This window comes from Cronobacter dublinensis subsp. dublinensis LMG 23823 (genome assembly GCF_001277235.1).
GTDB lineage: Bacteria > Pseudomonadota > Gammaproteobacteria > Enterobacterales > Enterobacteriaceae > Cronobacter > Cronobacter dublinensis.
Genome location: NZ_CP012266.1, coordinates 448438 through 467502, shown reverse-complemented (window position 1 = coordinate 467502; position 19065 = coordinate 448438). Strand labels below are relative to the sequence as shown.

The following is a 19065-nucleotide window of genomic DNA, read 5'->3' as shown; positions in this document are numbered from 1 at the left end:
CTGTTAACGCTGATAAACGATTTCGACGCCTTCGTCGTCATCCTCGTCCCAGTCGTCATCCCACTCTTCTTCGGCTTCCGCCTCCATCTCTTCGAGTTGCTGGCGATGATAGTCATCCCACATAAACTCGACTTTTTCAGGCTGCTTCGCGTCGTCTTCGTGAACAATCGGGTTTTCGATGATGAAGTGCATCACGTCCCAGCACAGATCTTTCACGCCTATCTGGCTGGCGGCAGAGATCAGATAATATTTATCGCCCCAGCCCAGCGCTTCGGCGATGGCTTTCGCTTTCTCTTCGGCAACAGCGCGATCCAGCAGGTCGATTTTATTGAAGACCAGCCAGCGCGGCTTAGACGCCAGCTTCTCGCTGTATTTCTCAAGCTCGCCCACAATGATACGGGCGTTTTCCGCCGGATCGGAGCCGTCGATCGGATCGAGGTCGATCAGGTGCAGCAGTACGCGGCAACGCTCAAGGTGTTTCAGGAAGCGAATACCGAGGCCCGCGCCTTCCGCCGCGCCTTCAATAAGACCGGGGATATCGGCAACCACAAAGCTTTTTTCGTTATCCATACGCACGACGCCAAGGCTTGGCACCAGCGTGGTAAACGGATAATCCGCCACTTTCGGCTTCGCGGCGGAGACCGCGCGAATAAAGGTGGATTTACCGGCGTTCGGCATACCGAGCATCCCGACGTCTGCCAGCAGCATCAGTTCCAGCTGCAGATCACGTTTCTCGCCCGGCGTGCCCATGGTTTTCTGGCGCGGCGTACGGTTAACGGACGATTTGAAGCGGGTATTGCCCAGGCCGTGCCAGCCGCCTTTGGCGACCATCAGGCGCTGACCGTGTTTGGTCATGTCGCCCATTGTTTCGCCCGTTCCCTGATCGATAACGCGCGTCCCGACCGGCACTTTGACCGTCACATCTTTGCCGCGTTTACCGGTACAGTCGCGGCTCTGGCCGTTCTGACCACGTTCGGCGCGGAAGGACTTCTCAAAGCGGTAATCGATAAGGGTGTTAAGGTTTTCATCGGCTTCAAGCCAGACGTCACCGCCGTCACCGCCGTCACCGCCGTCCGGGCCGCCTTTCGGAATGTATTTCTCACGACGGAAGCTTACGCAGCCGTTACCGCCATCACCCGCCACGACCAGGATCGCAGCTTCATCAACAAACTTCATTTTACTTCTCCGTAATTCATTCGCCCGAGCGGGGGAGTACTCCTGCCGCTTCGTTTTTGCGCCACCGTCCCCAAAGACGGTGACCAATGGCGGAATACATCGCACCCGCAACCACGACAAACGCACCGAGATAACCCAACAGGTTCAACATCGGTCTGGCGAAGAAATCGGGCCAGGCAACAGATAACAAATCTGAAAACAGTAACGTAAACAGTGGGGTAAGCGTAATAATGGCGCTGACCTGCGCCGCCTGCCATCTCGCCATCGCCTCTGCCAGCGCACCATACCCCACCAGGGTGTTCAGGCCGCAGAAAATGAGACAGGCCAGTTGCCATGAGCTGAGCTGGAACAGCACGCCCGGTTTCGCCAGCGGCAACAACGCGATAGTACATAAAGTGTACAGCAAAAAGAGGATCTGTTGCGAGGCCAGACGGCGCAGCAGCACCTTCTGCGCGACGCCATAGCTGACCCAGACCGTCGCAGCCCCTACCCCGAAAATCACACCCCAGGTGTAATCGGTAAGGCGCGTAAAGATCTCAATCAGGCTGGTGTTGAAAAACATTACCAGCCCGCAAAGCAGCATCATTGCCCCGATAACCTGCGTGCCGCGCATCTTTTCTTTAAGGATCAGCACGCTTGCGACCATCATGCCGACCGGTGACAGTTGGCCTATCACTTGCGAAGCCGTCGGGCTGAGGTATTGCAGGGAAGAACTGAACAGAATGAAGTTGCCGAACAACCCGCCCGTCGCGATAGCCAGCAACACCAGCCAGCGCGGTTTACGGAACAGGCCCATCGGCGGTAGTCGGCCTTTGATAGTAAGGATCAACCCAAGCCCGATGCTCGCCATCAGGAAGCGATAAAACACCACTGTAGGCGGCTCCATCACTTCCAGTACCTGCTTCATTGCAATTGGCAGCGCACCCCAGCACATTGCGGTCGTGAGCGCCAAAAGAATACCAATGCCGGCCTGCTGCTTCATGCCCGTTTCCCTACAGAAAAATTACCGGGTTTCCAATGTAAAAAGCCCCGCAACAGGTTGCGGGGCTTTAATCCGTTACCGGACCGAGAAAACCTTACTCAGCAACGATGCTGATGTATTTACGGTTGTTCGGGCCTTTAACTTCAAATTTCACTTTACCGTCTGCTTTAGCAAACAGAGTGTGGTCACGACCGCAACCTACGTTGTTGCCAGCGTGGAATTTGGTGCCACGTTGACGAACAATGATGCTACCCGCCAGAACGGACTCGCCACCGAAACGCTTAACGCCCAGGCGTTTAGCTTCTGAATCGCGACCGTTACGTGTGGAGCCGCCAGCCTTTTTATGTGCCATTTAAATCTCTCCTCAGGTCTTAGGCGCTGATGCCAGTAATTTTCACATCAGTGAACCACTGACGGTGGCCCTGCTGCTTACGGTAGTGTTTACGACGACGAAACTTAACGATTTTAACTTTCTCGCCACGACCGTGAGCAACAACTTCAGCTTTGATTACGCCGCCATCAACGAAAGGAACGCCGATTTTGACATCTTCACCGTTTGCGATCATCAGAACTTCAGCGAACTCAACAGTTTCGCCAGTTGCGATGTCCAGCTTTTCCAGGCGAACGGTCTGACCTTCGCTAACTCGGTGTTGTTTACCACCACTTTGGAAAACCGCGTACATATAGAACTCCGCTTCCGCGCACGCCTTTTGCATGATCAGAGTGCGCTATAAATATTCACAATAGGGCGCGAATATTACGCAAATTGCGAGCCTTTGACAAGCCCGTTTGTTGTTCGGTGCGGAAAAAAAACACAACCGTGACGGCGACGTTTATCTGCCGCGTTTTTCCGGTACAATCTGTACTACATTTAGAATCCACTATCCTTACCTTCTCCCTTACAGACTGTGGTAAACAGGACGATAGCCAGACTTTTGCGATGAATTTAGAAAAAATTAATGAGTTAACCGCGCAAGATATGGCCGGTGTCAACGAGACCATCCTTGAGCAGCTCAATTCCGACGTACAGCTTATCAATCAGCTGGGCTATTACATTGTCAGCGGCGGTGGCAAACGCATTCGCCCGATGATTGCGGTGCTCGCTGCGCGTGCGCTCGGTTATGAGGGGAAAGCGCACGTCACTATCGCCGCGCTGATCGAGTTTATTCACACCGCCACGCTTCTGCATGACGATGTCGTCGACGAGTCCGACATGCGTCGCGGCAAAGCGACGGCGAATGCCGCGTTTGGCAATGCCGCCAGCGTTCTGGTGGGAGATTTCATTTACACCCGCGCGTTTCAGATGATGACAAGCCTGGGGTCGCTGAAAGTGCTTGAGGTGATGTCCGAGGCGGTTAACGTCATTGCGGAAGGCGAAGTCCTTCAGCTGATGAACGTCAACGATCCGGATATCACCGAAGAGAGCTACATGCGGGTGATTTACAGCAAAACCGCGCGTCTCTTCGAAGCGGCGGCGCAGTGTTCCGGCATTCTGGCAGGCGCCAGCGAGGCGCAGGAGCGCGCGTTGCAGGACTACGGGCGCTATCTCGGCACCGCTTTCCAGCTGATTGACGATCTGCTGGACTACAGCGCTGACGGTGAGCGTCTGGGCAAAAACGTGGGCGACGATCTCAACGAAGGCAAACCAACGCTTCCGCTACTGCATGCGATGCATAACGGCACGCCTGCGCAGGCGCAGATGATCCGCGAGGCTATTGAGCAAGGCAATGGGCGTCATCTGCTGGATCCGGTGCTCGAAACGATGGCGGCCTGCGGCTCGCTGGCGTGGACACGCACCCGGGCCGAAGAAGAAGCCGACAAAGCTATCGCCGCGCTTGAAATTATTCAGCCTTCCCCGTGGCGCGACGCGCTGATTGCGCTTGCGCATATGTCAGTCCAGCGCGACCATTAATCCTTCTCCGCGCCGACGGGCGCGGAAAGTTTCCGCTTTTATCCGCGCGTTTGCGCATCTTGTAGTCAATTCGCTTTCCAAAACCAGTTTTTCCCGCATACCCTTTTATTCACGATCCGCCGCGGCACGTCACGATCCCGGATGGATCGTTCTGCCGCCGTACCGGTTACACCGCTTACATTCCCCTTGTGGTTAACGCCACAGTTCTGAATACAACCAAAAGTAACTGGAACCATTTAGAAAATTTTGTGTTATAAATGATCAACCAGCTCCAGGCGGAGCTGCGCAGGGGTAGTAATGCCGTAACAGGGAGGAAGCATGGAACGTAAGTTTATCGACTGGCACCCCGCCGATATTGTCGCCGCACTACGCAAAAAGGGCTCGTCGCTGGCGGCAGAATCCCGCAAAGCAGGCCTGAGCTCTTCAACGCTCGCCAATGCACTGACGCGTCCCTGGCCCCGGGGCGAGAAAATCATTGCCGAAGCGCTCGGCACGGAGCCGTGGATAATCTGGCCGTCGCGCTATCATGATCCGGTGACTCATGAATTTATCGATCGCTCGCGCCTGATCCGCCATCGCTGACAGTTCCGGGGCATCGCCCCGGCTGTTCTGCGCCGCCACCGCGCACCGTCAGTCTGCCTTCAGTAAAAAAGCCTGCCGGGAGCGGCTGATTATCAGCGTTTCCCGGCAGGCTTATCGCGCTTCTTCGCGAGGCGAAAGAAAGATTATTCGCCTTTCACACGCTCAATGTTGGCGCCCAGCGCCCGCAGCTTATCTTCGATGCCTTCATAACCGCGATCGATATGATAAATACGATCCACTACCGTGGTGCCTTCCGCGATACAACCCGCCAGCACCAGGCTTGCAGAAGCGCGCAGATCGGTTGCCATCACCTGCGCGCCGGAGAGTTTCTCAACGCCGTGGCAGATAACGGTATTGCTTTCGATCTCCGCATGCGCGCCCATACGGATAAGCTCCGGCACGTGCATAAAGCGGTTTTCAAAAATGGTTTCGGTGATGACGCCAGTGCCTTCAGCCACCAGATTCAGCAGCGTGAACTGCGCCTGCATATCTGTCGGGAATGCCGGGTGCGGCGCGGTACGCACGTTAACGCCTTTCGGACGCTTGCCGTGCATATCAAGGCTTATCCAGTCTTCGCCGGTTTCGATATCCGCGCCCGCTTCGCGCAGTTTCGCCAGCACCGCGTCCAGCGTGTCAGGACGGGTGTTGCGGCACATCACTTTGCCGCCGGAAATCGCCGCAGCGACCAGGAACGTCCCGGTCTCGATACGGTCTGGCAGAACGCGGTACACGCCGCCGCCAAGACGCTCTACGCCTTCGATGGTGATTTTGTCGGTGCCCTGACCGGTGATTTTCGCACCGAGGGTATTCAGGAAGTTCGCGGTATCGACGATTTCCGGCTCGCGCGCGGCGTTTTCGATAACCGTGGTGCCTTCAGCAAGCGTCGCGGCGGACATAATCGTCACGGTCGCGCCAACGCTCACTTTATCCATCACGATATGCGCGCCTTTCAGACGGCCCTGGACGGAGGCTTTTACATAGCCTTCTTCCAGTTTGATTTCCGCGCCCAGCTGCTCAAGGCCGGTAATATGTAAATCGACCGGACGCGCGCCGATGGCGCAGCCGCCCGGCAGAGACACCTGGCCCTGACCGAAACGCGCTACCAGCGGGCCCAGCGCCCAGATAGAAGCGCGCATGGTTTTCACCAGATCATACGGCGCGCAGAAAATGTTAACCTGGCTTGCATCGATCCAGACGGAGCCGTTACGCTCCACTTTCATCCCGAGCTGACTCAGCAGCTTCATGGTGGTATCGATATCTTTCAGCTTCGGTACGTTTTGAATTTCTACAGGCTCTTCAGCCAGCAGGGCGGCAAAAAGGATCGGCAGGGCGGCGTTTTTCGCCCCTGAGATCGTTACTTCGCCAGAAAGGCGGCTCGGCCCCTGTACACGAAATTTATCCATCAGAACTGTTCTCTGTTATTCAATCACTTGCTGCCGGCGTAGTGCCCACAGCTCAAAAACCGTTGAGTTTGCGCTCGCGTTCCCATTCCTGCGGCGTAAACGTTTTGATGGAGACCGCGTGAATGCGGTTATCGGCGATGAACTCCATCAGCGGGCCGTAGACCGCCTGCTGTTTCTTGACGCGGCTCATCTCGCCAAACAGCTCACCCACAGCAATGACCTGAAAGTGGCTGCCATCGCCGGAGGAGACGTGGACTTCCTGGAGAGGCAGTGCGTTCATCAGCACCGTCTGAATTTCATGATTTTCCATGGGCTTTATTCATTATTCAGTGAAAACAGCCCAACATCTTAGAGCAAAGTGGCGCTGTCTTAAACAAGCAAAAAAGCCCCGCCGTAGAGCCGGACGGGGCTTTATCAGTAACGTGCTGAAAATATTAGTCTGTCGGGGTCGGCAACAAGCTTTCCGGCAGGTTGTAAAGTTTCGCAAGCGTCGTGAGATTCTCGCTCATGCCATCAAGCGCCACGCGGCGGCCGCCGGTCTGAGCCAGCGCGACCAGTTGCACCAGCAGCGCTAACCCGGCGGTATCCACACGGGTCAGGCCGCTGAGGTCGATGCGTTGTACCCCGTCAGTCGCGCTCTGGCGCTGCTCCCACAGAGGCGTCAGCGTTTCGCGATCCAGCGTACCGCGCAAGCGCAGCTGCGACGCCTGACGTTCCCAGTGCAGTTCCGCGGACATTACTGCTTCTGATCCAGTGTAATCGGCTGACGAGAGATAGATTTCAACTGCTCGGTCAGGCCATCAATCCCTTTCTGGCGCAGCAGGTCACTCCACTCGTTCTGTTTGGTCGTAATCATGCTCACGCCTTCGGCGATCATGTCATACGCCTGCCAGTTGCCGGTCTGGCTGTTTTTACGCCACTGGAAATCCAGACGCACCGGCGGACGGCCGTTCGGATCGATGATGGTCACGCGAATCGGCACGATGTTGGCATCGCCGAGCGGCTGCTCCGGCGCAATCTGGTAGGTCTGGCCGTGATACATTGCCAGCGCCTGGCCGTAAGCCTGTTTCAGGTACTCACGAAACGCGGCGAAGTAGGCTTCGCGCTGCGCGGGCGTCGCTTCTTTATAGTAGCGGCCCAGTACCAGCGCGCCCGCGTATTTCACCTGCACATACGGCAGCAGTTCCTGATCCACGACATCGCGCAGGTAGTTCGGGTTCTGGCGGATTTTCGGCTGTTCGTTTTTCAGGCGATCAAACGTTTTTTTCGCCGCCTCGTTCATCAGCTTATACGGGTTGGACTGATCCGCCGCCGTCGCGAGCGGCGCAATCACCAGCATGGCGACCATTAAAAGACGTTTAAACATATCCGTTTCTCCTGATTAGTTCGTCGCGCCGGCAGGCGGCGTCGCGTTATCCGGTTGGGCGGCAGAGTCTTGTTCACCGCCCTCTTTCTGGTTGTCGCCGCTGTTGCTCTTATAGAGGAACTGGCCAATCAGATCTTCAAGCACCATGGCGGATTTCGTATCCTGGATGGTGCTGCCATCCTTAAGGATAGTGGTTCCCAGCTCAGGATCTTCAAAACCGACATTCAGCGCCAGATATTGCTCCCCCAGCAAGCCGGAGGTACGAATCGCCAGCGAACTGGTATCCGGGATATGATCGTAGCGCTGTTCGATATCCATCGCGACGCGCGGCAGATAGGTTTTCGGATCGAGCGTAATGTCGGAAACCCGGCCAATCACCACGCCGCCGATGCGCACCGGCGAATGCGGTTTCAGGCCGCCGATATTATCAAAGGTGGCATACAGGCGGTATGTCGGTTCGGCCCGCAGCGAGGTGACATCCGCTACTTTCAGACAGATGAACAGCGCGGCCAGCAGCGCCACCAGCATAAAAGCGCCAACCCAAATCTCAAATTTCTTCGTTTGCATGCGTTAGTTCCCAAACATCAAAGCGGTAAGCACAAAATCAAGGCCGAGCACGGCCAGCGAAGCGTGCACAACGGTACGTGTAGTTGCCCGGCTAATTCCCGCCGATGTCGGGATTGCGTCGTAACCGTTAAACAACGCAATCCAGGTCACCGTAATGGCAAACACCACGCTTTTAATCAAACAGTTAATCAGGTCCATGCGCCAGTCGACGGCATCCTGCATGGCAGACCAGAAGAAGCCGGCATCAATGCCTTTCCAGTTGACGCCCACCAGCGAACCGCCCCAGACGCCTACCGCCACGAAAATCACGGTCAGCAGCGGCAGCGAAATCACGCCCGCCCAGAAGCGCGGCGAAATCACGCGGCGCAGCGGGTCGACCGCCATCATCTCCATGCTGGAGAGCTGCTCGGTCGCTTTCATCAGCCCGATTTCCGCCGTCAGCGCCGACCCGGCGCGGCCTGCAAACAGCAGCGCGGCCACGACCGGCCCGAGTTCACGCAGCAACGACAGCGCCACCAGCATTCCGAGGCTCGTTTCCGCGCTGTAGGTCGTCAGCACCAGGTAGCCCTGTAGGCCCAGCACCATGCCGATAAACAGCCCGGAAACGATGATAATGATCATCGACAGGACGCCCACATGGTAGAGCTGGCGCATCAGCAGCGGGCCGTGTTTGCGAAACTCCGGCTTGCCGACGACGGCATTGAATAACATCAGCCCGGCGCGGCCGAAGGAGGCGCTGAATTTCAGCCCGCGTTGCCCCATCGACGCCAGTATATTTAACAGCATGAGCAGACTAACTCCCTGTTGGCGAAATCAGATCGTGGTGATAATCCCCGGCGGGATAGCGGAAGGGCACCGGCCCGTCGGCGATGCCGTCAAGGAACTGGCGCACGCGCGGATCGGTATTTTCTTGCAACGCCTGCGCGCTGCCCTGCGCGACAATCCGTTTGTCAGCGACGATGTAAGCATAATCCGCGATGCTCAGGACTTCCGGCACGTCATGCGACACCACCACACAGGTCACGCCAAGCGCGCTGTTCAGCTCGGAAATCAGCTTCACCAGTACGCCCATGGTGATGGGATCCTGACCGACGAACGGCTCGTCGAACATAATCAGCTCCGGCTCCAGCGCAATGGCGCGCGCGAGCGCCGCACGGCGCGCCATGCCGCCGGAGAGTTCAGACGGCATCAGTTTCGCCGCGCCACGCAGCCCAACCGCTTCGAGCTTCATCATCACGGTGCTGTGCAGCAGCGGTTCCGGCAGGCGGGTATGTTCACGCAGCGGATACGCGACATTCTCGAAGACGTTCAGATCGGTAAACAGCGCCCCTGACTGGAACAGCATGCTCATGCGCTTGCGCACTTCATAGAGACGCGAGCGCGACATGGCGGGAATGTTTTCACCGTCGAAGAGGATCTCCCCGCAGTCCGGCGCTATCTGCCCGCCAATCAGGCGCAGCAGCGTGGTTTTACCGATCCCCGACGGCCCCATAATGGCGGTCACCTTACCGCGCGGCACGGTAAGCGAGATATTATCGAAAATAGATCGGTTGCCGCGCGTAAAGCTCACACCTCGCACGTCAATCAATGTCTCACCGATCTGGCTCATCAACGCATCCTTTATCGTTCACAGAGTTGTTCATAATGGCGCCAGTCGACACCGCAAAAGGGTTATTTTTACAGAATATACCCGGTTGAGGTTAGCGAAAGCTGGCATTTGTTTTACTTTTGGCGCGCATCTGGTCAAAATTAAGAATTTACTTCGTTCCTTGACGATCTGTATGCGCGGCCAGCAACTCAGGCACAGTGGACCGGCGATTATACCTGAAGAAAGGACTTTGCATGCTTTTAGCTACGGCGCTGTTGATTATTGGTTTGCTTTTGGTGGTATACAGCGCCGATCGTCTGGTTTTCGCCGCCTCGCTTCTCTGCCGCAGCCTGGGCGTACCGCCGTTGCTGATAGGCATTACCGTCGTCGGTATCGGCACTTCCCTGCCTGAAATTATCGTCTCTGTCGCCGCCGCGCTGCATGGCGAAACCAGTCTCGCCGTCGGTACGGCCATAGGCTCGAATATCACCAATATTCTGCTGATCGCCGGATTAACCGCGCTGCTGCGCCCGCTGGCGGCGCACTCGTCGATGCTGCGCCGCGAGCTCTCCGCCATGCTGCTGGTCAGCGCGCTGGCGGGACTGGTGCTGTGGGATGGCGTGCTCGCGCGCGCCGAAGGTCTTTTCCTGTTGCTCATCGCCGCCGCCTATTTATGGTTTATCATCCGCATGGCGCGCCAGGCGGAACGTGAAGGTAACGACAGCCTGACGCGCGAGCAGCTCGCCGAACTGCCGCGCGAAGGCGGACGCTCAGTGGCGTTTCTCTGGCTTGGCGTGGCGCTGATTATTATGCCGATGGCGACGCGCATGGTGGTCGATAACGCCACCGTGCTGGCTCACGGGTTCGCCATCAGCGAGCTCACCGTCGGTCTGACCGCCATCGCTATCGGCACCAGCCTGCCGGAACTCGCCACCGCCATCGCCGGTGCGCGCAAAGGCGAAGACGATATCGCCATCGGCAATATTATCGGCTCGAATGTTTACAATCTGGCTATCGTGCCTGGCCTGCCCGCGCTGCTGGCGCCCGGACGCTTCGATGCGCTGGCGTTTACGCGCGATTACGGCGTAATGCTGCTGGTCAGCGTCATTTTCGTGGTGTTGTGCTGGCGTCCTGAGCAGTATCTCGGTAAAAAAACCGGCGCCGGATTATTATGTGGGTTTATCGTTTGGATGGTGATGCTGTTCTGGGCGTCGCCGCGTCTCGTTGGATGAATCGGAATCGCACTTATGTCACAACTAGATTTACCGCCAGGTTTTGACTTTGAACAGGCAGGGAAGGATGTCCTGACCATTGAACGCGAAGGTCTGGCCCAGCTGGATCAATACATCAACGCCGACTTTGCCCGCGCCTGCGAAAGCATGTTCTATTGCCGCGGAAAAGTCGTGGTCATGGGCATGGGCAAATCGGGCCATATCGGTAAAAAAATGGCGGCGACGTTCGCCAGCACCGGCACGCCCGCGTTCTTTGTTCACCCGGCGGAAGCAAGCCATGGCGATTTAGGCATGGTGAGCGGACAGGATATCGTCATCGCGATTTCCAACTCCGGCGAATCCAACGAAATTCTGGCGCTGATCCCGGTACTCAAGCGTCTTCAGGTACAGCTCATCTGCATTACGGGCCGCCCGGAGAGCGCGATGGCGAAGGCCGCGGATATCCACCTGTGCGTCAAAGTGCCGCAGGAAGCCTGTCCCCTCGGCCTCGCGCCGACCACCAGCACCACGGCCACGCTGGTGATGGGCGACGCGCTCGCGGTCGCGCTGCTGAAAGCGCGCGGCTTTACCCCTGAGGATTTCGCGCTTTCGCATCCCGGCGGCGCGCTCGGGCGCAAGCTGCTGCTACGCGTGAACGATATCATGCACACCGGCGACGAAATCCCGCATGTCAGCAAAGACGCGTCGCTGCGCGACGCGCTGCTCGAAATTACCCGTAAGAATCTGGGCATGACGGTTATTTGCGACGACCTGATGAAAATCGAGGGCGTCTTTACCGACGGCGACTTGCGCCGCGTCTTTGATATGGGCGGCGACCTGCATCAGATGAAGATTGTCGATGTGATGACGTCAGGCGGTATTCGGGTGCGTCCCGGCACGCTCGCCGTCGATGCGCTGAACCTGATGCAGACGCGCCACATTACTTCCGTCATGGTGGCTGATGGCGACCAGTTGCGCGGTGTGATACATATGCATGATTTGCTGCGCGCAGGCGTGGTGTAACAAAGGAAAGGTTTAATGAGTAACCCTGATGGCGCCATCTCTACCTGCTACGGGCCGGTGAGCGCGCAGATCATTGAGCGGGCGGCGCAAATCCGCCTGCTGATTCTGGATGTCGACGGCGTGATGTCCGACGGCCTGATTTACATGGGCAACAGCGGCGAAGAGCTGAAAGCCTTTAACGTGCGCGACGGCTACGGCATTCGCTGCGCGCTGACGTCCGGCATTGAGGTAGCGATCATCACCGGGCGAAAAGCGAAGCTGCTTGAAGACCGCTGCGAAACGCTCGGTATTACGCACCTTTACCAGGGCCAGTCCGATAAGCTCATCGCTTACCGCCAACTGCTGGAAACACTGGCGCTTGCGCCGGAAAATGTCGCTTATGTCGGCGACGATTTAATTGACTGGCCTGTGATGGCGCAGGTCGGGCTCAGCGTCGCGGTGGCGGATGCGCATCCGCTGCTGACGCCGAAAGCCGATTACGTCACCCAAATCCCGGGCGGACGTGGCGCGGTGCGCGAAGTCTGCGATCTCCTGCTGCTGGCGCAGGGAAAATTAGCTGAGGCCATAGGGCAATCCATATGAGTAAGACCAGACGCTGGATAATTATCCTGCTGGCGCTGGCCGCGCTGGTGCTGATTGGCATTAACCTGGCCGATCAGGATGAAAGCGGCCCGCTGACGGTAAATAACAACGAGCCGACGTACCAGAGCGAGCAGTCCAACACGGTTGTCTACAGCCCGGAAGGCGCGCTGAACTATCGCTTAATCGCGCAGCACGTCGAGTATTTCTCGCAAGACGGCGTCTCCTGGTTTACGCAGCCGGTAATGACCACCTTCGATACCAACAAAGTGCCGACCTGGTCGGTCAAAGCGGATCGTGCCAAACTGACCAATGACAGGATGCTCTACCTGACCGGTCATGTGGAAGTGAACGCGCTGACGCCAGATTCGCAATTGCGCAAAATTACGACCGACAAGGCGGAGATCAACCTGGTCACCCAGGATGTTACCTCTGATACGCTTGTCACTCTTTACGGCACCAGCTTTAATTCCAGCGGCCTGAAAATGCGCGGGAACCTTCGCAGCAAAAATGCCGAGCTGATTGAAAAGGTTAGAACCTCCTATGAAATCCAGAATAAACAAACTCAGCCTTAATCTCGTACTGACTAGTACGCTGCTGGCGGCAGGCTTCCCGGCGTTCGCGCTGACAGGCGACACCGAACAGCCTATCCATATTGAATCTGACCAGCAGTCGCTGGATATGCAGGGCAATGTGGTGACGTTCACCGGTAATGTCGTCGTGACGCAGGGCACGATTAAAATCAACGCCGACAAAGTTGTCGTCACGCGCCCCGGCGGTGAGAAAGGCAAAGAGGTGATTGACGGTTACGGCAATCCGGCCACGTTCTTCCAGATGCAGGACAACGGCAAACCGGTTAAAGGCCATGCCTCGACGATGCACTACGAGCTGCAAAACGACTTCGTGGTGCTGACCGGCAACGCCTACCTTGAGCAGCTCGACAGCAATATCAAAGGCGACAAAATCACCTATCTCGTGAAAGAGCAGAAAATGCAGGCGTTCAGCGAGAAAGGCAAACGCGTGACCACCGTACTGGTACCGTCGCAGCTGCAAAATAAAGACGGCAGCGCCCAGGCGCCAGCTCAGAACAAGAGTAACTAAACCCTTATGGCAACACTCATTGCGAAACACCTGGCGAAAGCCTACAAGGGCCGCCGCGTAGTGGAAGATGTCAGCCTGACGGTGAACTCAGGCGAGATTGTCGGCCTGCTGGGCCCGAACGGCGCGGGTAAAACCACCACCTTCTACATGGTCGTGGGCATTGTGCAGCGCGACGCGGGCAATATCATCATTGATGACGAAGACATCAGCCTGCTGCCGCTGCACGCCCGCGCGCGTCGCGGCATCGGTTATCTGCCGCAGGAGGCGTCGATTTTCCGCCGCCTGAGCGTCTACGACAACCTGATGGCCGTGCTGCAAATTCGCGACGATCTCAGCACCGAGCAGCGCGAAGACCGCGCCAAAGAGCTGATGGAAGAGTTTCACATCGACCACCTGCGCGACAGCCTCGGCCAGTCGCTCTCCGGCGGCGAACGTCGTCGTGTGGAGATCGCCCGCGCGCTGGCGGCGAACCCGAAATTCATCCTGCTTGACGAACCTTTTGCGGGCGTCGACCCGATTTCGGTTATCGATATCAAACGCATTATCGAGCATCTGCGCGACAGCGGCCTTGGCGTACTCATTACCGACCATAACGTACGTGAAACGCTGGCGGTGTGCGAGCGCGCCTATATCGTTAGTCAGGGGCATCTTATCGCCCACGGCACCCCCGACGATATTCTGCAGGATGAACAGGTTAAACGCGTATATCTTGGGGAAGAGTTCAGACTCTGATAGGGTAGAGCAACAGGCAGAAACGGCGCGCCTCCCTGCGCGCCCCGCCGCAACAGGTCTTTTTGACGTTTACACCTGAGGATTTTTGCCCTGAATATGAAGCAAGGTTTGCAACTAAGGCTTAGCCAACAGCTCGCCATGACGCCGCAGTTGCAGCAGGCCATTCGCTTGTTGCAGCTCTCCACGCTGGAGCTCCAGCAGGAGTTGCAACAGGCGCTGGAAAATAATCCCCTGCTTGAGCAAACCGACATTCACGACGAAATTGCCACTCAGGAAACACCGGACAGCGAAGGGCTCGATACCGCCGAAGCGCTGGAGCAAAAAGAGATGCCGGACGAGCTGCCGCTTGACGCCAGCTGGGACGAAATCTACACCGCCGGCACGCCGTCAGGCACCGGCACCGACTACATCGACGACGAACTGCCGGTCTATCAGGGCGAAACCACCCAGAGCCTTCAGGACTACCTGATGTGGCAGGTGCAGCTGACGCCCTTTTCCGACACCGATCGCGCCATTGCCACGGCGATTGTCGACGCGGTGGACGACACCGGCTACCTCACCGTTTCGGTGCAGGATATTCTCGACGGTATGGGCGATAACGATGACGACATCGGCCCGGAAGAGATTGAAGCCGTGCTCAAGCGCGTGCAGCGTTTCGATCCAGTCGGCGTCGCCGCCCGCGATCTGCGCGACTGCCTGTTGATCCAGCTTTCGCAGTTCAGCGCCGACACGCCTTTTCTCGCGCAGGCGCGGCAGATAGTCAGCGATCACCTCGATCTGCTGGCCAATCACGACTTTCGCAGCCTGATGCGCGTCACGCGCCTGAAGGAAGATGTGCTGAAAGAAGCGGTCAATTTGATCCAGTCGCTCGATCCGCGTCCCGGCCAGTCGATCCAGACCGGCGAGCCGGAATATGTCATCCCGGACGTGTTAGTGCGCAAGCATAACGGCCGCTGGGTGGTGGAGTTGAATTCCGACAGCATTCCCCGGCTCAAAATCAATCAGCAGTACGCCGCGATGTCCAACAGCGCGCGTAACGAATCCGACAACCAGTTCATCCGCAGCAACCTGCAAGAGGCGAAATGGCTGATTAAAAGCCTGGAGAGCCGTAACGACACGCTGCTGCGCGTCAGCCGCTGCATCGTTGAACAGCAGCAGGCGTTCTTCGAGCAGGGCGAAGAGTTTATGAAGCCGATGGTGCTGGCGGATATCGCGCAGGCGGTTGAGATGCATGAATCCACCATCTCCCGCGTCACCACGCAAAAATATCTGCACAGCCCGCGCGGCATTTTCGAATTAAAGTATTTCTTCTCAAGCCACGTGAACACCGAGGGCGGCGGCGAAGCCTCGTCCACGGCTATCCGGGCGCTGGTGAAGAAGTTGATTGCAGCGGAAAACCCCGCGAAACCCTTAAGCGACAGCAAACTGACATCTATGCTGTCCGATCAGGGGATCATGGTGGCCCGCCGTACCGTTGCGAAGTATCGAGAGTCTTTATCCATACCGCCGTCAAACCAGCGCAAACAGCTGGTCTGACCCAACCGATAAGGAAGACACTATGCAGCTCAACATCACAGGACATAACGTCGAAATCACTGAAGCGCTGCGCGAGTTTGTCACCACGAAATTCGCCAAGCTGGAGCAGTATTTCGAAAGGATTAATCAGGTCTATATTGTGCTGAAGGTGGAAAAGGTGACGCAAATCGCCGACGCCACCCTGCATGTGAACGGCGGGGAGCTGCATGCCAGTTCGGAAGGCCAGGATATGTACGCCGCCATCGACGGTTTGATTGATAAACTGGCGCGGCAGCTCACTAAACACAAAGATAAACTGAAACAACATTAATTGTCCGGGCGTTTCGCTGGGACATCGACGGCCCGGCCCGTCTGGCGGGCCGTCGCACCAGAAAACGCTTAGGTGAAATTATGATGAATAATGATTCCGCTCTGCCATTGAGCAATGTATTAAACCAGGAATGCACCCGTAGCGGCGTACATTGCCAGAGTAAAAAACGCGCCCTGGAAATTATCAGCGAGCTGGCGGCAAAGCAGCTCAGCCTGCCGCCGCAGGTAGTGTTTGAAGCGATCCTTACCCGCGAGCGGATGGGAAGTACCGGGATCGGCAACGGCATCGCCATTCCGCACGGCAAGCTTGAAGAAGACACGCTGCGCGCCGTGGGCGTTTTTGTTCAGCTCGAAACGCCGATTGCCTTTGACGCCATCGATAACCAGCCCGTCGATTTACTCTTCGCGCTGCTGGTGCCGGCGGATCAAACCAAAACGCATCTGCATACGCTGTCGCTGGTGGCCAAAAGGCTGGCGGACAAAACGATTTGCCGTCGTCTGCGCGCCGCGCAAAGCGATGAAGAGCTCTATCAGATAATCACTGAAACCAGTGAAGAGAGTGAATGACCGTGCCGAAAGGCACAATCCAGGAAGCGCCGGTTAACCGGTCTGAAGTGTGGAGAAACAGCAGATGGTTCTGATGATCGTCAGCGGACGTTCAGGGTCAGGGAAATCGGTCGCCCTGCGTGCGCTGGAAGATATGGGGTTCTACTGCGTCGATAACCTGCCTGTTGTGCTGCTGCCTGAGCTGGCGCGCACGCTTTCTGACAGGCAGATATCCGCCGCGGTGAGCATTGACGTTCGCAATATGCCGGAATCCCCGGAGGTGTTTGAGCAGGCGATGAATAACCTGCCGGACGCGTTCTCTCCGCAACTGCTGTTCCTCGACGCCGATCGCAACACGCTGATTCGCCGCTACAGCGATACGCGTCGTTTGCATCCGCTCTCCAGCAAAAACCTGTCCCTGGAAAGCGCCATTGATGAAGAAAACGATCTGCTGGAGCCGCTGCGCTCGCGTGCGGATCTGATTGTCGATACCTCGGAAATGTCGGTGCATGAGCTGGCGGAAATGCTGCGCACCCGACTGCTCGGCAAGCGCGAGCGTGAACTCACGATGGTGTTTGAATCCTTCGGCTTCAAGCACGGCATTCCGATCGACGCCGATTATGTCTTCGACGTGCGTTTTCTGCCAAACCCGCACTGGGACCCGAAACTGCGCCCGATGACCGGCCTCGATAAGCCCGTCGCGGCGTTTCTCGACCGGCACACTGAAGTGCATAACTTCATCTACCAGACGCGTAGCTATCTGGAACTCTGGCTACCAATGCTGGAAACCAACAACCGCAGCTACCTGACTGTCGCCATCGGCTGTACTGGCGGTAAACACCGCTCCGTTTATATCGCCGAACAGCTGGCGGATTACTTCCGCTCGCGCGGCAAAAACGTTCAGTCCCGCCATCGTACGCTGGAAAAACGCAAATCATGACCGTAAAACAGACCGTCGAAATCACCAATAAGCTCGGGATGCACGCCCGCCCGGCCATGAAGCTGTTTGAACTGGTGCAGAGCTTTGACGCGGAAGTGTTGTTGCGTAATGAAGCGGGCACCGAGGCGGAAGCCAGCAGCGTGATAGCGCTGCTGATGCTGGATTCCGCGCAGGGCGGCCATATTGAGATTGAGGCCACCGGCCCGCAGGAAGAAGAAGCGCTGGCGGCCGTCATCGCGCTGTTTAACGCAGGCTTTGACGAAGACTGACCGCCCTACTCTCAGCGCAGCGCGTGCTGCGCCATTGCGCCGCGCTCTGTTAAGCCCGGGCTATATGACCAGCTGGCAGCAGCTATGGAAGGTGCAGTGCCGGTAATTCTCGCGTGCGAGAATACCGTCCATGTCAGTGATTGTTGAGTGCGTACGCGTGAATTGGCGCATCATAATGTCGTTGAGAAAGTCAGCGTCGTTGACAGCATCTGCACGGTCGCGCTCAAGGGCACTGGTCAATGCATCGCGCAACCCAAAGCTAGTGTCAGGGTGGTCAACGTCTCCTGAATCTCTGCGTTAATTGACTCGGGCGTTGTGTCTTAGTTCTGTTGAACTCCTATCCAGTAGGCATCATGCCAGGCCTGTTCAGGGTAGCCTCCCATGAACTCGGGGTGAAATGGCGAATGTTCACGCTGCCCTACACGGTCATAGAGGGCATCATTCAAGCCCTGGCGGTGGCCTTCTTACTCGCAGAACTGCGGTAGTTCCACGACTTTTATTCCTGAAAATTCCGAGACATGTCGGCCGCTCTACGGCATGCGGCCGAAATGGTTGTAGGAGACTGTCGGGGCGTACTCAGTGGAGTTTTCGTGAGCAATGATCAGGGCCATAAATTACGTCCTTCCGTTGATAGTGTTCATGGTCGTTTTCCAGTGACAGGCAGCTCACCCAAGCTGCCCCCAAAATTCGTACACCCCCCCATCAAAGGCAGAACAAGCAGCCAGCCTTCACAAGCCTTCTCGGCAACCCACTTCAAGCGTTCCATTTTCGACGCACTCATGCGTGGCCAGGGTCAGCAGGTGGGTTTATCGTGTGTGCGTAACTGGGCGAACAGCGCGCTAATCTGCTTGCCGTATTGCTGGGCCCTGGGGATGCGCAGCTGCTTGAGGTAGGCGGCAATCCCATCGCCCTGCCCAAGCAGGGCAAACTCGATCAAGTGCCCGAGCGGGAGCGTCAACGGCAGAGGCTCGTTGACGATGTTGTCCTTGCCGCCTTCGGGCTCGGCGAACATCTCGAGCTTAGCGCCAATGTAGCGCAGGCTCGCCTCGCGCTGCTGCTCGGTGATGGCCAGCAGTGCGCTGGCGTCGAGTCCGGCCAGTTCCAGGCAGTGGTCGTAGAAGTCGCTCAGACCTTCTTCCAACGGCACACGGCCGACCGGCTGGCCCAGTTGCTGCTCCAGCCTGTCGAGAAAGCTGCGGTAATGCGCCAGGGTAATCAGTTCGTCGATGTGCATGGTCATTTC

Annotated in this window: 25 protein-coding genes; 13 read left to right on the top strand and 12 right to left on the bottom strand. The window is 57.2% G+C overall.

The window, feature by feature from the left end:
• Positions 1 to 3: 3 nt before the first annotated feature.
• From cgtA to rplU, 4 genes are all read right to left on the bottom strand, one after another.
• A complete protein-coding gene (cgtA, locus tag AFK67_RS02205) occupies positions 4 to 1176 on the bottom strand; it encodes an Obg family GTPase CgtA (RefSeq protein WP_007714830.1) in 1173 nt (390 codons plus the stop codon).
• A 16-nt stretch (positions 1177 to 1192) separates the two neighbouring features.
• Positions 1193 to 2158 carry a DMT family transporter gene (locus tag AFK67_RS02200; protein WP_007714827.1) on the bottom strand — a complete coding sequence of 322 codons (966 nt, stop codon included), beginning with the start codon at positions 2156 to 2158 and terminating at the stop codon, positions 1193 to 1195.
• Positions 2159 to 2252: 94 nt separating this feature from the next.
• Positions 2253 to 2510: a 50S ribosomal protein L27 gene (gene rpmA, locus AFK67_RS02195; RefSeq protein ID WP_004385076.1), complete on the bottom strand. Its 258-nt coding sequence runs from the start codon at positions 2508 to 2510 to the stop codon at positions 2253 to 2255.
• A gap of 19 nt (positions 2511 to 2529) precedes the next feature.
• A complete protein-coding gene (gene rplU, locus AFK67_RS02190; protein ID WP_004385077.1) occupies positions 2530 to 2841 on the bottom strand; it encodes a 50S ribosomal protein L21 in 312 nt (103 codons plus the stop codon).
• Positions 2842 to 3098: 257 nt separating this feature from the next.
• On the opposite strand from rplU, the gene ispB reads away from it, so the two are divergent.
• On the top strand, positions 3099 to 4070 hold the full coding sequence (gene ispB, locus AFK67_RS02185) for an octaprenyl diphosphate synthase (protein WP_007714820.1): 972 nt from the start codon (positions 3099 to 3101) through the stop codon (positions 4068 to 4070).
• 318 nt (positions 4071 to 4388) lie between these two features.
• A complete protein-coding gene (sfsB, locus tag AFK67_RS02180; protein WP_007673194.1) occupies positions 4389 to 4652 on the top strand; it encodes a DNA-binding transcriptional regulator SfsB in 264 nt (87 codons plus the stop codon).
• A 143-nt stretch (positions 4653 to 4795) separates the two neighbouring features.
• On the opposite strand, the gene murA is transcribed toward sfsB, so the two are convergent.
• The 7 genes from murA to mlaF all read right to left on the bottom strand — a co-directional run bounded on the left by murA (position 4796) and on the right by mlaF (position 9597).
• The gene (gene murA, locus AFK67_RS02175) at positions 4796 to 6055 is read right to left on the bottom strand and encodes a UDP-N-acetylglucosamine 1-carboxyvinyltransferase (protein WP_007714816.1); all 1260 of its coding nucleotides are present in this window, start codon (positions 6053 to 6055) and stop codon (positions 4796 to 4798) included.
• Positions 6056 to 6107: 52 nt separating this feature from the next.
• Entirely contained in the window at positions 6108 to 6365 is a 258-nt protein-coding gene (ibaG, locus tag AFK67_RS02170) for a BolA family iron metabolism protein IbaG (protein ID WP_004385081.1), read from the bottom strand.
• A 124-nt stretch (positions 6366 to 6489) separates the two neighbouring features.
• Entirely contained in the window at positions 6490 to 6792 is a 303-nt protein-coding gene (gene mlaB, locus AFK67_RS02165; protein ID WP_007714811.1) for a lipid asymmetry maintenance protein MlaB, read from the bottom strand.
• The gene (gene mlaC, locus AFK67_RS02160; protein WP_007714809.1) at positions 6792 to 7421 is read right to left on the bottom strand and encodes a phospholipid-binding protein MlaC; all 630 of its coding nucleotides are present in this window, start codon (positions 7419 to 7421) and stop codon (positions 6792 to 6794) included. Before mlaC ends, mlaB begins: the two co-directional genes overlap by 1 nt.
• A gap of 15 nt (positions 7422 to 7436) precedes the next feature.
• The gene (gene mlaD, locus AFK67_RS02155; RefSeq protein WP_007714806.1) at positions 7437 to 7988 is read right to left on the bottom strand and encodes an outer membrane lipid asymmetry maintenance protein MlaD; all 552 of its coding nucleotides are present in this window, start codon (positions 7986 to 7988) and stop codon (positions 7437 to 7439) included.
• A gap of 3 nt (positions 7989 to 7991) precedes the next feature.
• A complete protein-coding gene (gene mlaE, locus AFK67_RS02150; protein WP_007714803.1) occupies positions 7992 to 8774 on the bottom strand; it encodes a lipid asymmetry maintenance ABC transporter permease subunit MlaE in 783 nt (260 codons plus the stop codon).
• 7 nt (positions 8775 to 8781) lie between these two features.
• Positions 8782 to 9597, bottom strand: a complete 816-nt coding sequence (gene mlaF / locus AFK67_RS02145; RefSeq protein ID WP_038875203.1) for a phospholipid ABC transporter ATP-binding protein MlaF — start codon at positions 9595 to 9597, stop codon at positions 8782 to 8784.
• Between the two features lie 233 nt (positions 9598 to 9830).
• Here mlaF and AFK67_RS02140 point away from each other — a divergent pair, with 233 nt between their 5' ends.
• The 11 genes from AFK67_RS02140 (at position 9831) to npr (ending at position 17822) form a co-directional block, all read left to right on the top strand.
• The gene (locus AFK67_RS02140) at positions 9831 to 10808 is read left to right on the top strand and encodes a calcium/sodium antiporter (protein WP_007714785.1); all 978 of its coding nucleotides are present in this window, start codon (positions 9831 to 9833) and stop codon (positions 10806 to 10808) included.
• 15 nt (positions 10809 to 10823) lie between these two features.
• Positions 10824 to 11810, top strand: coding sequence for an arabinose-5-phosphate isomerase KdsD (kdsD, locus tag AFK67_RS02135; protein WP_007714781.1), 987 nt, complete (start codon positions 10824 to 10826; stop codon positions 11808 to 11810).
• A gap of 15 nt (positions 11811 to 11825) precedes the next feature.
• Entirely contained in the window at positions 11826 to 12392 is a 567-nt protein-coding gene (gene kdsC, locus AFK67_RS02130; protein WP_007714779.1) for a 3-deoxy-manno-octulosonate-8-phosphatase KdsC, read from the top strand.
• Positions 12389 to 12964: an LPS export ABC transporter periplasmic protein LptC gene (gene lptC / locus AFK67_RS02125; protein WP_032966695.1), complete on the top strand. Its 576-nt coding sequence runs from the start codon at positions 12389 to 12391 to the stop codon at positions 12962 to 12964. The genes kdsC and lptC overlap by 4 nt, the downstream gene beginning before the upstream one ends.
• Positions 12933 to 13490, top strand: a complete 558-nt coding sequence (lptA, locus tag AFK67_RS02120) for a lipopolysaccharide ABC transporter substrate-binding protein LptA (protein ID WP_007753410.1) — start codon at positions 12933 to 12935, stop codon at positions 13488 to 13490. The genes lptC and lptA overlap by 32 nt, the downstream gene beginning before the upstream one ends.
• 6 nt (positions 13491 to 13496) lie before the next feature.
• On the top strand, positions 13497 to 14222 hold the full coding sequence (gene lptB / locus AFK67_RS02115; RefSeq protein WP_007714774.1) for an LPS export ABC transporter ATP-binding protein: 726 nt from the start codon (positions 13497 to 13499) through the stop codon (positions 14220 to 14222).
• Between the two features lie 96 nt (positions 14223 to 14318).
• Positions 14319 to 15758 carry an RNA polymerase factor sigma-54 gene (gene rpoN / locus AFK67_RS02110; protein WP_007714772.1) on the top strand — a complete coding sequence of 480 codons (1440 nt, stop codon included), beginning with the start codon at positions 14319 to 14321 and terminating at the stop codon, positions 15756 to 15758.
• A gap of 22 nt (positions 15759 to 15780) precedes the next feature.
• On the top strand, positions 15781 to 16068 hold the full coding sequence (gene hpf, locus AFK67_RS02105; RefSeq protein WP_007714769.1) for a ribosome hibernation promoting factor: 288 nt from the start codon (positions 15781 to 15783) through the stop codon (positions 16066 to 16068).
• 80 nt (positions 16069 to 16148) lie between these two features.
• The gene (gene ptsN, locus AFK67_RS02100) at positions 16149 to 16634 is read left to right on the top strand and encodes a PTS IIA-like nitrogen regulatory protein PtsN (RefSeq protein ID WP_007714766.1); all 486 of its coding nucleotides are present in this window, start codon (positions 16149 to 16151) and stop codon (positions 16632 to 16634) included.
• A gap of 64 nt (positions 16635 to 16698) precedes the next feature.
• On the top strand, positions 16699 to 17553 hold the full coding sequence (gene rapZ / locus AFK67_RS02095; RefSeq protein ID WP_007714763.1) for an RNase adapter RapZ: 855 nt from the start codon (positions 16699 to 16701) through the stop codon (positions 17551 to 17553).
• Positions 17550 to 17822 carry a PTS phosphocarrier protein NPr gene (npr, locus tag AFK67_RS02090; RefSeq protein ID WP_007714761.1) on the top strand — a complete coding sequence of 91 codons (273 nt, stop codon included), beginning with the start codon at positions 17550 to 17552 and terminating at the stop codon, positions 17820 to 17822. The genes rapZ and npr overlap by 4 nt, the downstream gene beginning before the upstream one ends.
• Positions 17823 to 18615: 793 nt before the next feature.
• Here npr and AFK67_RS02080 read toward each other — a convergent pair.
• A complete protein-coding gene (locus AFK67_RS02080; RefSeq protein WP_007714758.1) occupies positions 18616 to 19056 on the bottom strand; it encodes a hypothetical protein in 441 nt (146 codons plus the stop codon).
• Positions 19057 to 19065: the final 9 nt, after the last annotated feature.

What these genes read in the sequence shown, in the direction of transcription:
- cgtA (WP_007714830.1), bottom strand. Translation starts at nt 1,176, where the DNA reads ATGAAGTTTGTTGATGAAGCTGCGATCCTGGTCGTGGCGGGTGATGGC.
- AFK67_RS02200 (WP_007714827.1), bottom strand. Translation starts at nt 2,158, where the DNA reads ATGAAGCAGCAGGCCGGCATTGGTATTCTTTTGGCGCTCACGACCGCA.
- rpmA (WP_004385076.1), bottom strand. Translation starts at nt 2,510, where the DNA reads ATGGCACATAAAAAGGCTGGCGGCTCCACACGTAACGGTCGCGATTCA.
- rplU (WP_004385077.1), bottom strand. Translation starts at nt 2,841, where the DNA reads ATGTACGCGGTTTTCCAAAGTGGTGGTAAACAACACCGAGTTAGCGAA.
- ispB (WP_007714820.1), top strand. Translation starts at nt 3,099, where the DNA reads ATGAATTTAGAAAAAATTAATGAGTTAACCGCGCAAGATATGGCCGGT.
- sfsB (WP_007673194.1), top strand. Translation starts at nt 4,389, where the DNA reads ATGGAACGTAAGTTTATCGACTGGCACCCCGCCGATATTGTCGCCGCA.
- murA (WP_007714816.1), bottom strand. Translation starts at nt 6,055, where the DNA reads ATGGATAAATTTCGTGTACAGGGGCCGAGCCGCCTTTCTGGCGAAGTA.
- ibaG (WP_004385081.1), bottom strand. Translation starts at nt 6,365, where the DNA reads ATGGAAAATCATGAAATTCAGACGGTGCTGATGAACGCACTGCCTCTC.
- mlaB (WP_007714811.1), bottom strand. Translation starts at nt 6,792, where the DNA reads ATGTCCGCGGAACTGCACTGGGAACGTCAGGCGTCGCAGCTGCGCTTG.
- mlaC (WP_007714809.1), bottom strand. Translation starts at nt 7,421, where the DNA reads ATGTTTAAACGTCTTTTAATGGTCGCCATGCTGGTGATTGCGCCGCTC.
- mlaD (WP_007714806.1), bottom strand. Translation starts at nt 7,988, where the DNA reads ATGCAAACGAAGAAATTTGAGATTTGGGTTGGCGCTTTTATGCTGGTG.
- mlaE (WP_007714803.1), bottom strand. Translation starts at nt 8,774, where the DNA reads ATGCTGTTAAATATACTGGCGTCGATGGGGCAACGCGGGCTGAAATTC.
- mlaF (WP_038875203.1), bottom strand. Translation starts at nt 9,597, where the DNA reads ATGAGCCAGATCGGTGAGACATTGATTGACGTGCGAGGTGTGAGCTTT.
- AFK67_RS02140 (WP_007714785.1), top strand. Translation starts at nt 9,831, where the DNA reads ATGCTTTTAGCTACGGCGCTGTTGATTATTGGTTTGCTTTTGGTGGTA.
- kdsD (WP_007714781.1), top strand. Translation starts at nt 10,824, where the DNA reads ATGTCACAACTAGATTTACCGCCAGGTTTTGACTTTGAACAGGCAGGG.
- kdsC (WP_007714779.1), top strand. Translation starts at nt 11,826, where the DNA reads ATGAGTAACCCTGATGGCGCCATCTCTACCTGCTACGGGCCGGTGAGC.
- lptC (WP_032966695.1), top strand. Translation starts at nt 12,389, where the DNA reads ATGAGTAAGACCAGACGCTGGATAATTATCCTGCTGGCGCTGGCCGCG.
- lptA (WP_007753410.1), top strand. Translation starts at nt 12,933, where the DNA reads ATGAAATCCAGAATAAACAAACTCAGCCTTAATCTCGTACTGACTAGT.
- lptB (WP_007714774.1), top strand. Translation starts at nt 13,497, where the DNA reads ATGGCAACACTCATTGCGAAACACCTGGCGAAAGCCTACAAGGGCCGC.
- rpoN (WP_007714772.1), top strand. Translation starts at nt 14,319, where the DNA reads ATGAAGCAAGGTTTGCAACTAAGGCTTAGCCAACAGCTCGCCATGACG.
- hpf (WP_007714769.1), top strand. Translation starts at nt 15,781, where the DNA reads ATGCAGCTCAACATCACAGGACATAACGTCGAAATCACTGAAGCGCTG.
- ptsN (WP_007714766.1), top strand. Translation starts at nt 16,149, where the DNA reads ATGATGAATAATGATTCCGCTCTGCCATTGAGCAATGTATTAAACCAG.
- rapZ (WP_007714763.1), top strand. Translation starts at nt 16,699, where the DNA reads ATGGTTCTGATGATCGTCAGCGGACGTTCAGGGTCAGGGAAATCGGTC.
- npr (WP_007714761.1), top strand. Translation starts at nt 17,550, where the DNA reads ATGACCGTAAAACAGACCGTCGAAATCACCAATAAGCTCGGGATGCAC.
- AFK67_RS02080 (WP_007714758.1), bottom strand. Translation starts at nt 19,056, where the DNA reads ATGCACATCGACGAACTGATTACCCTGGCGCATTACCGCAGCTTTCTC.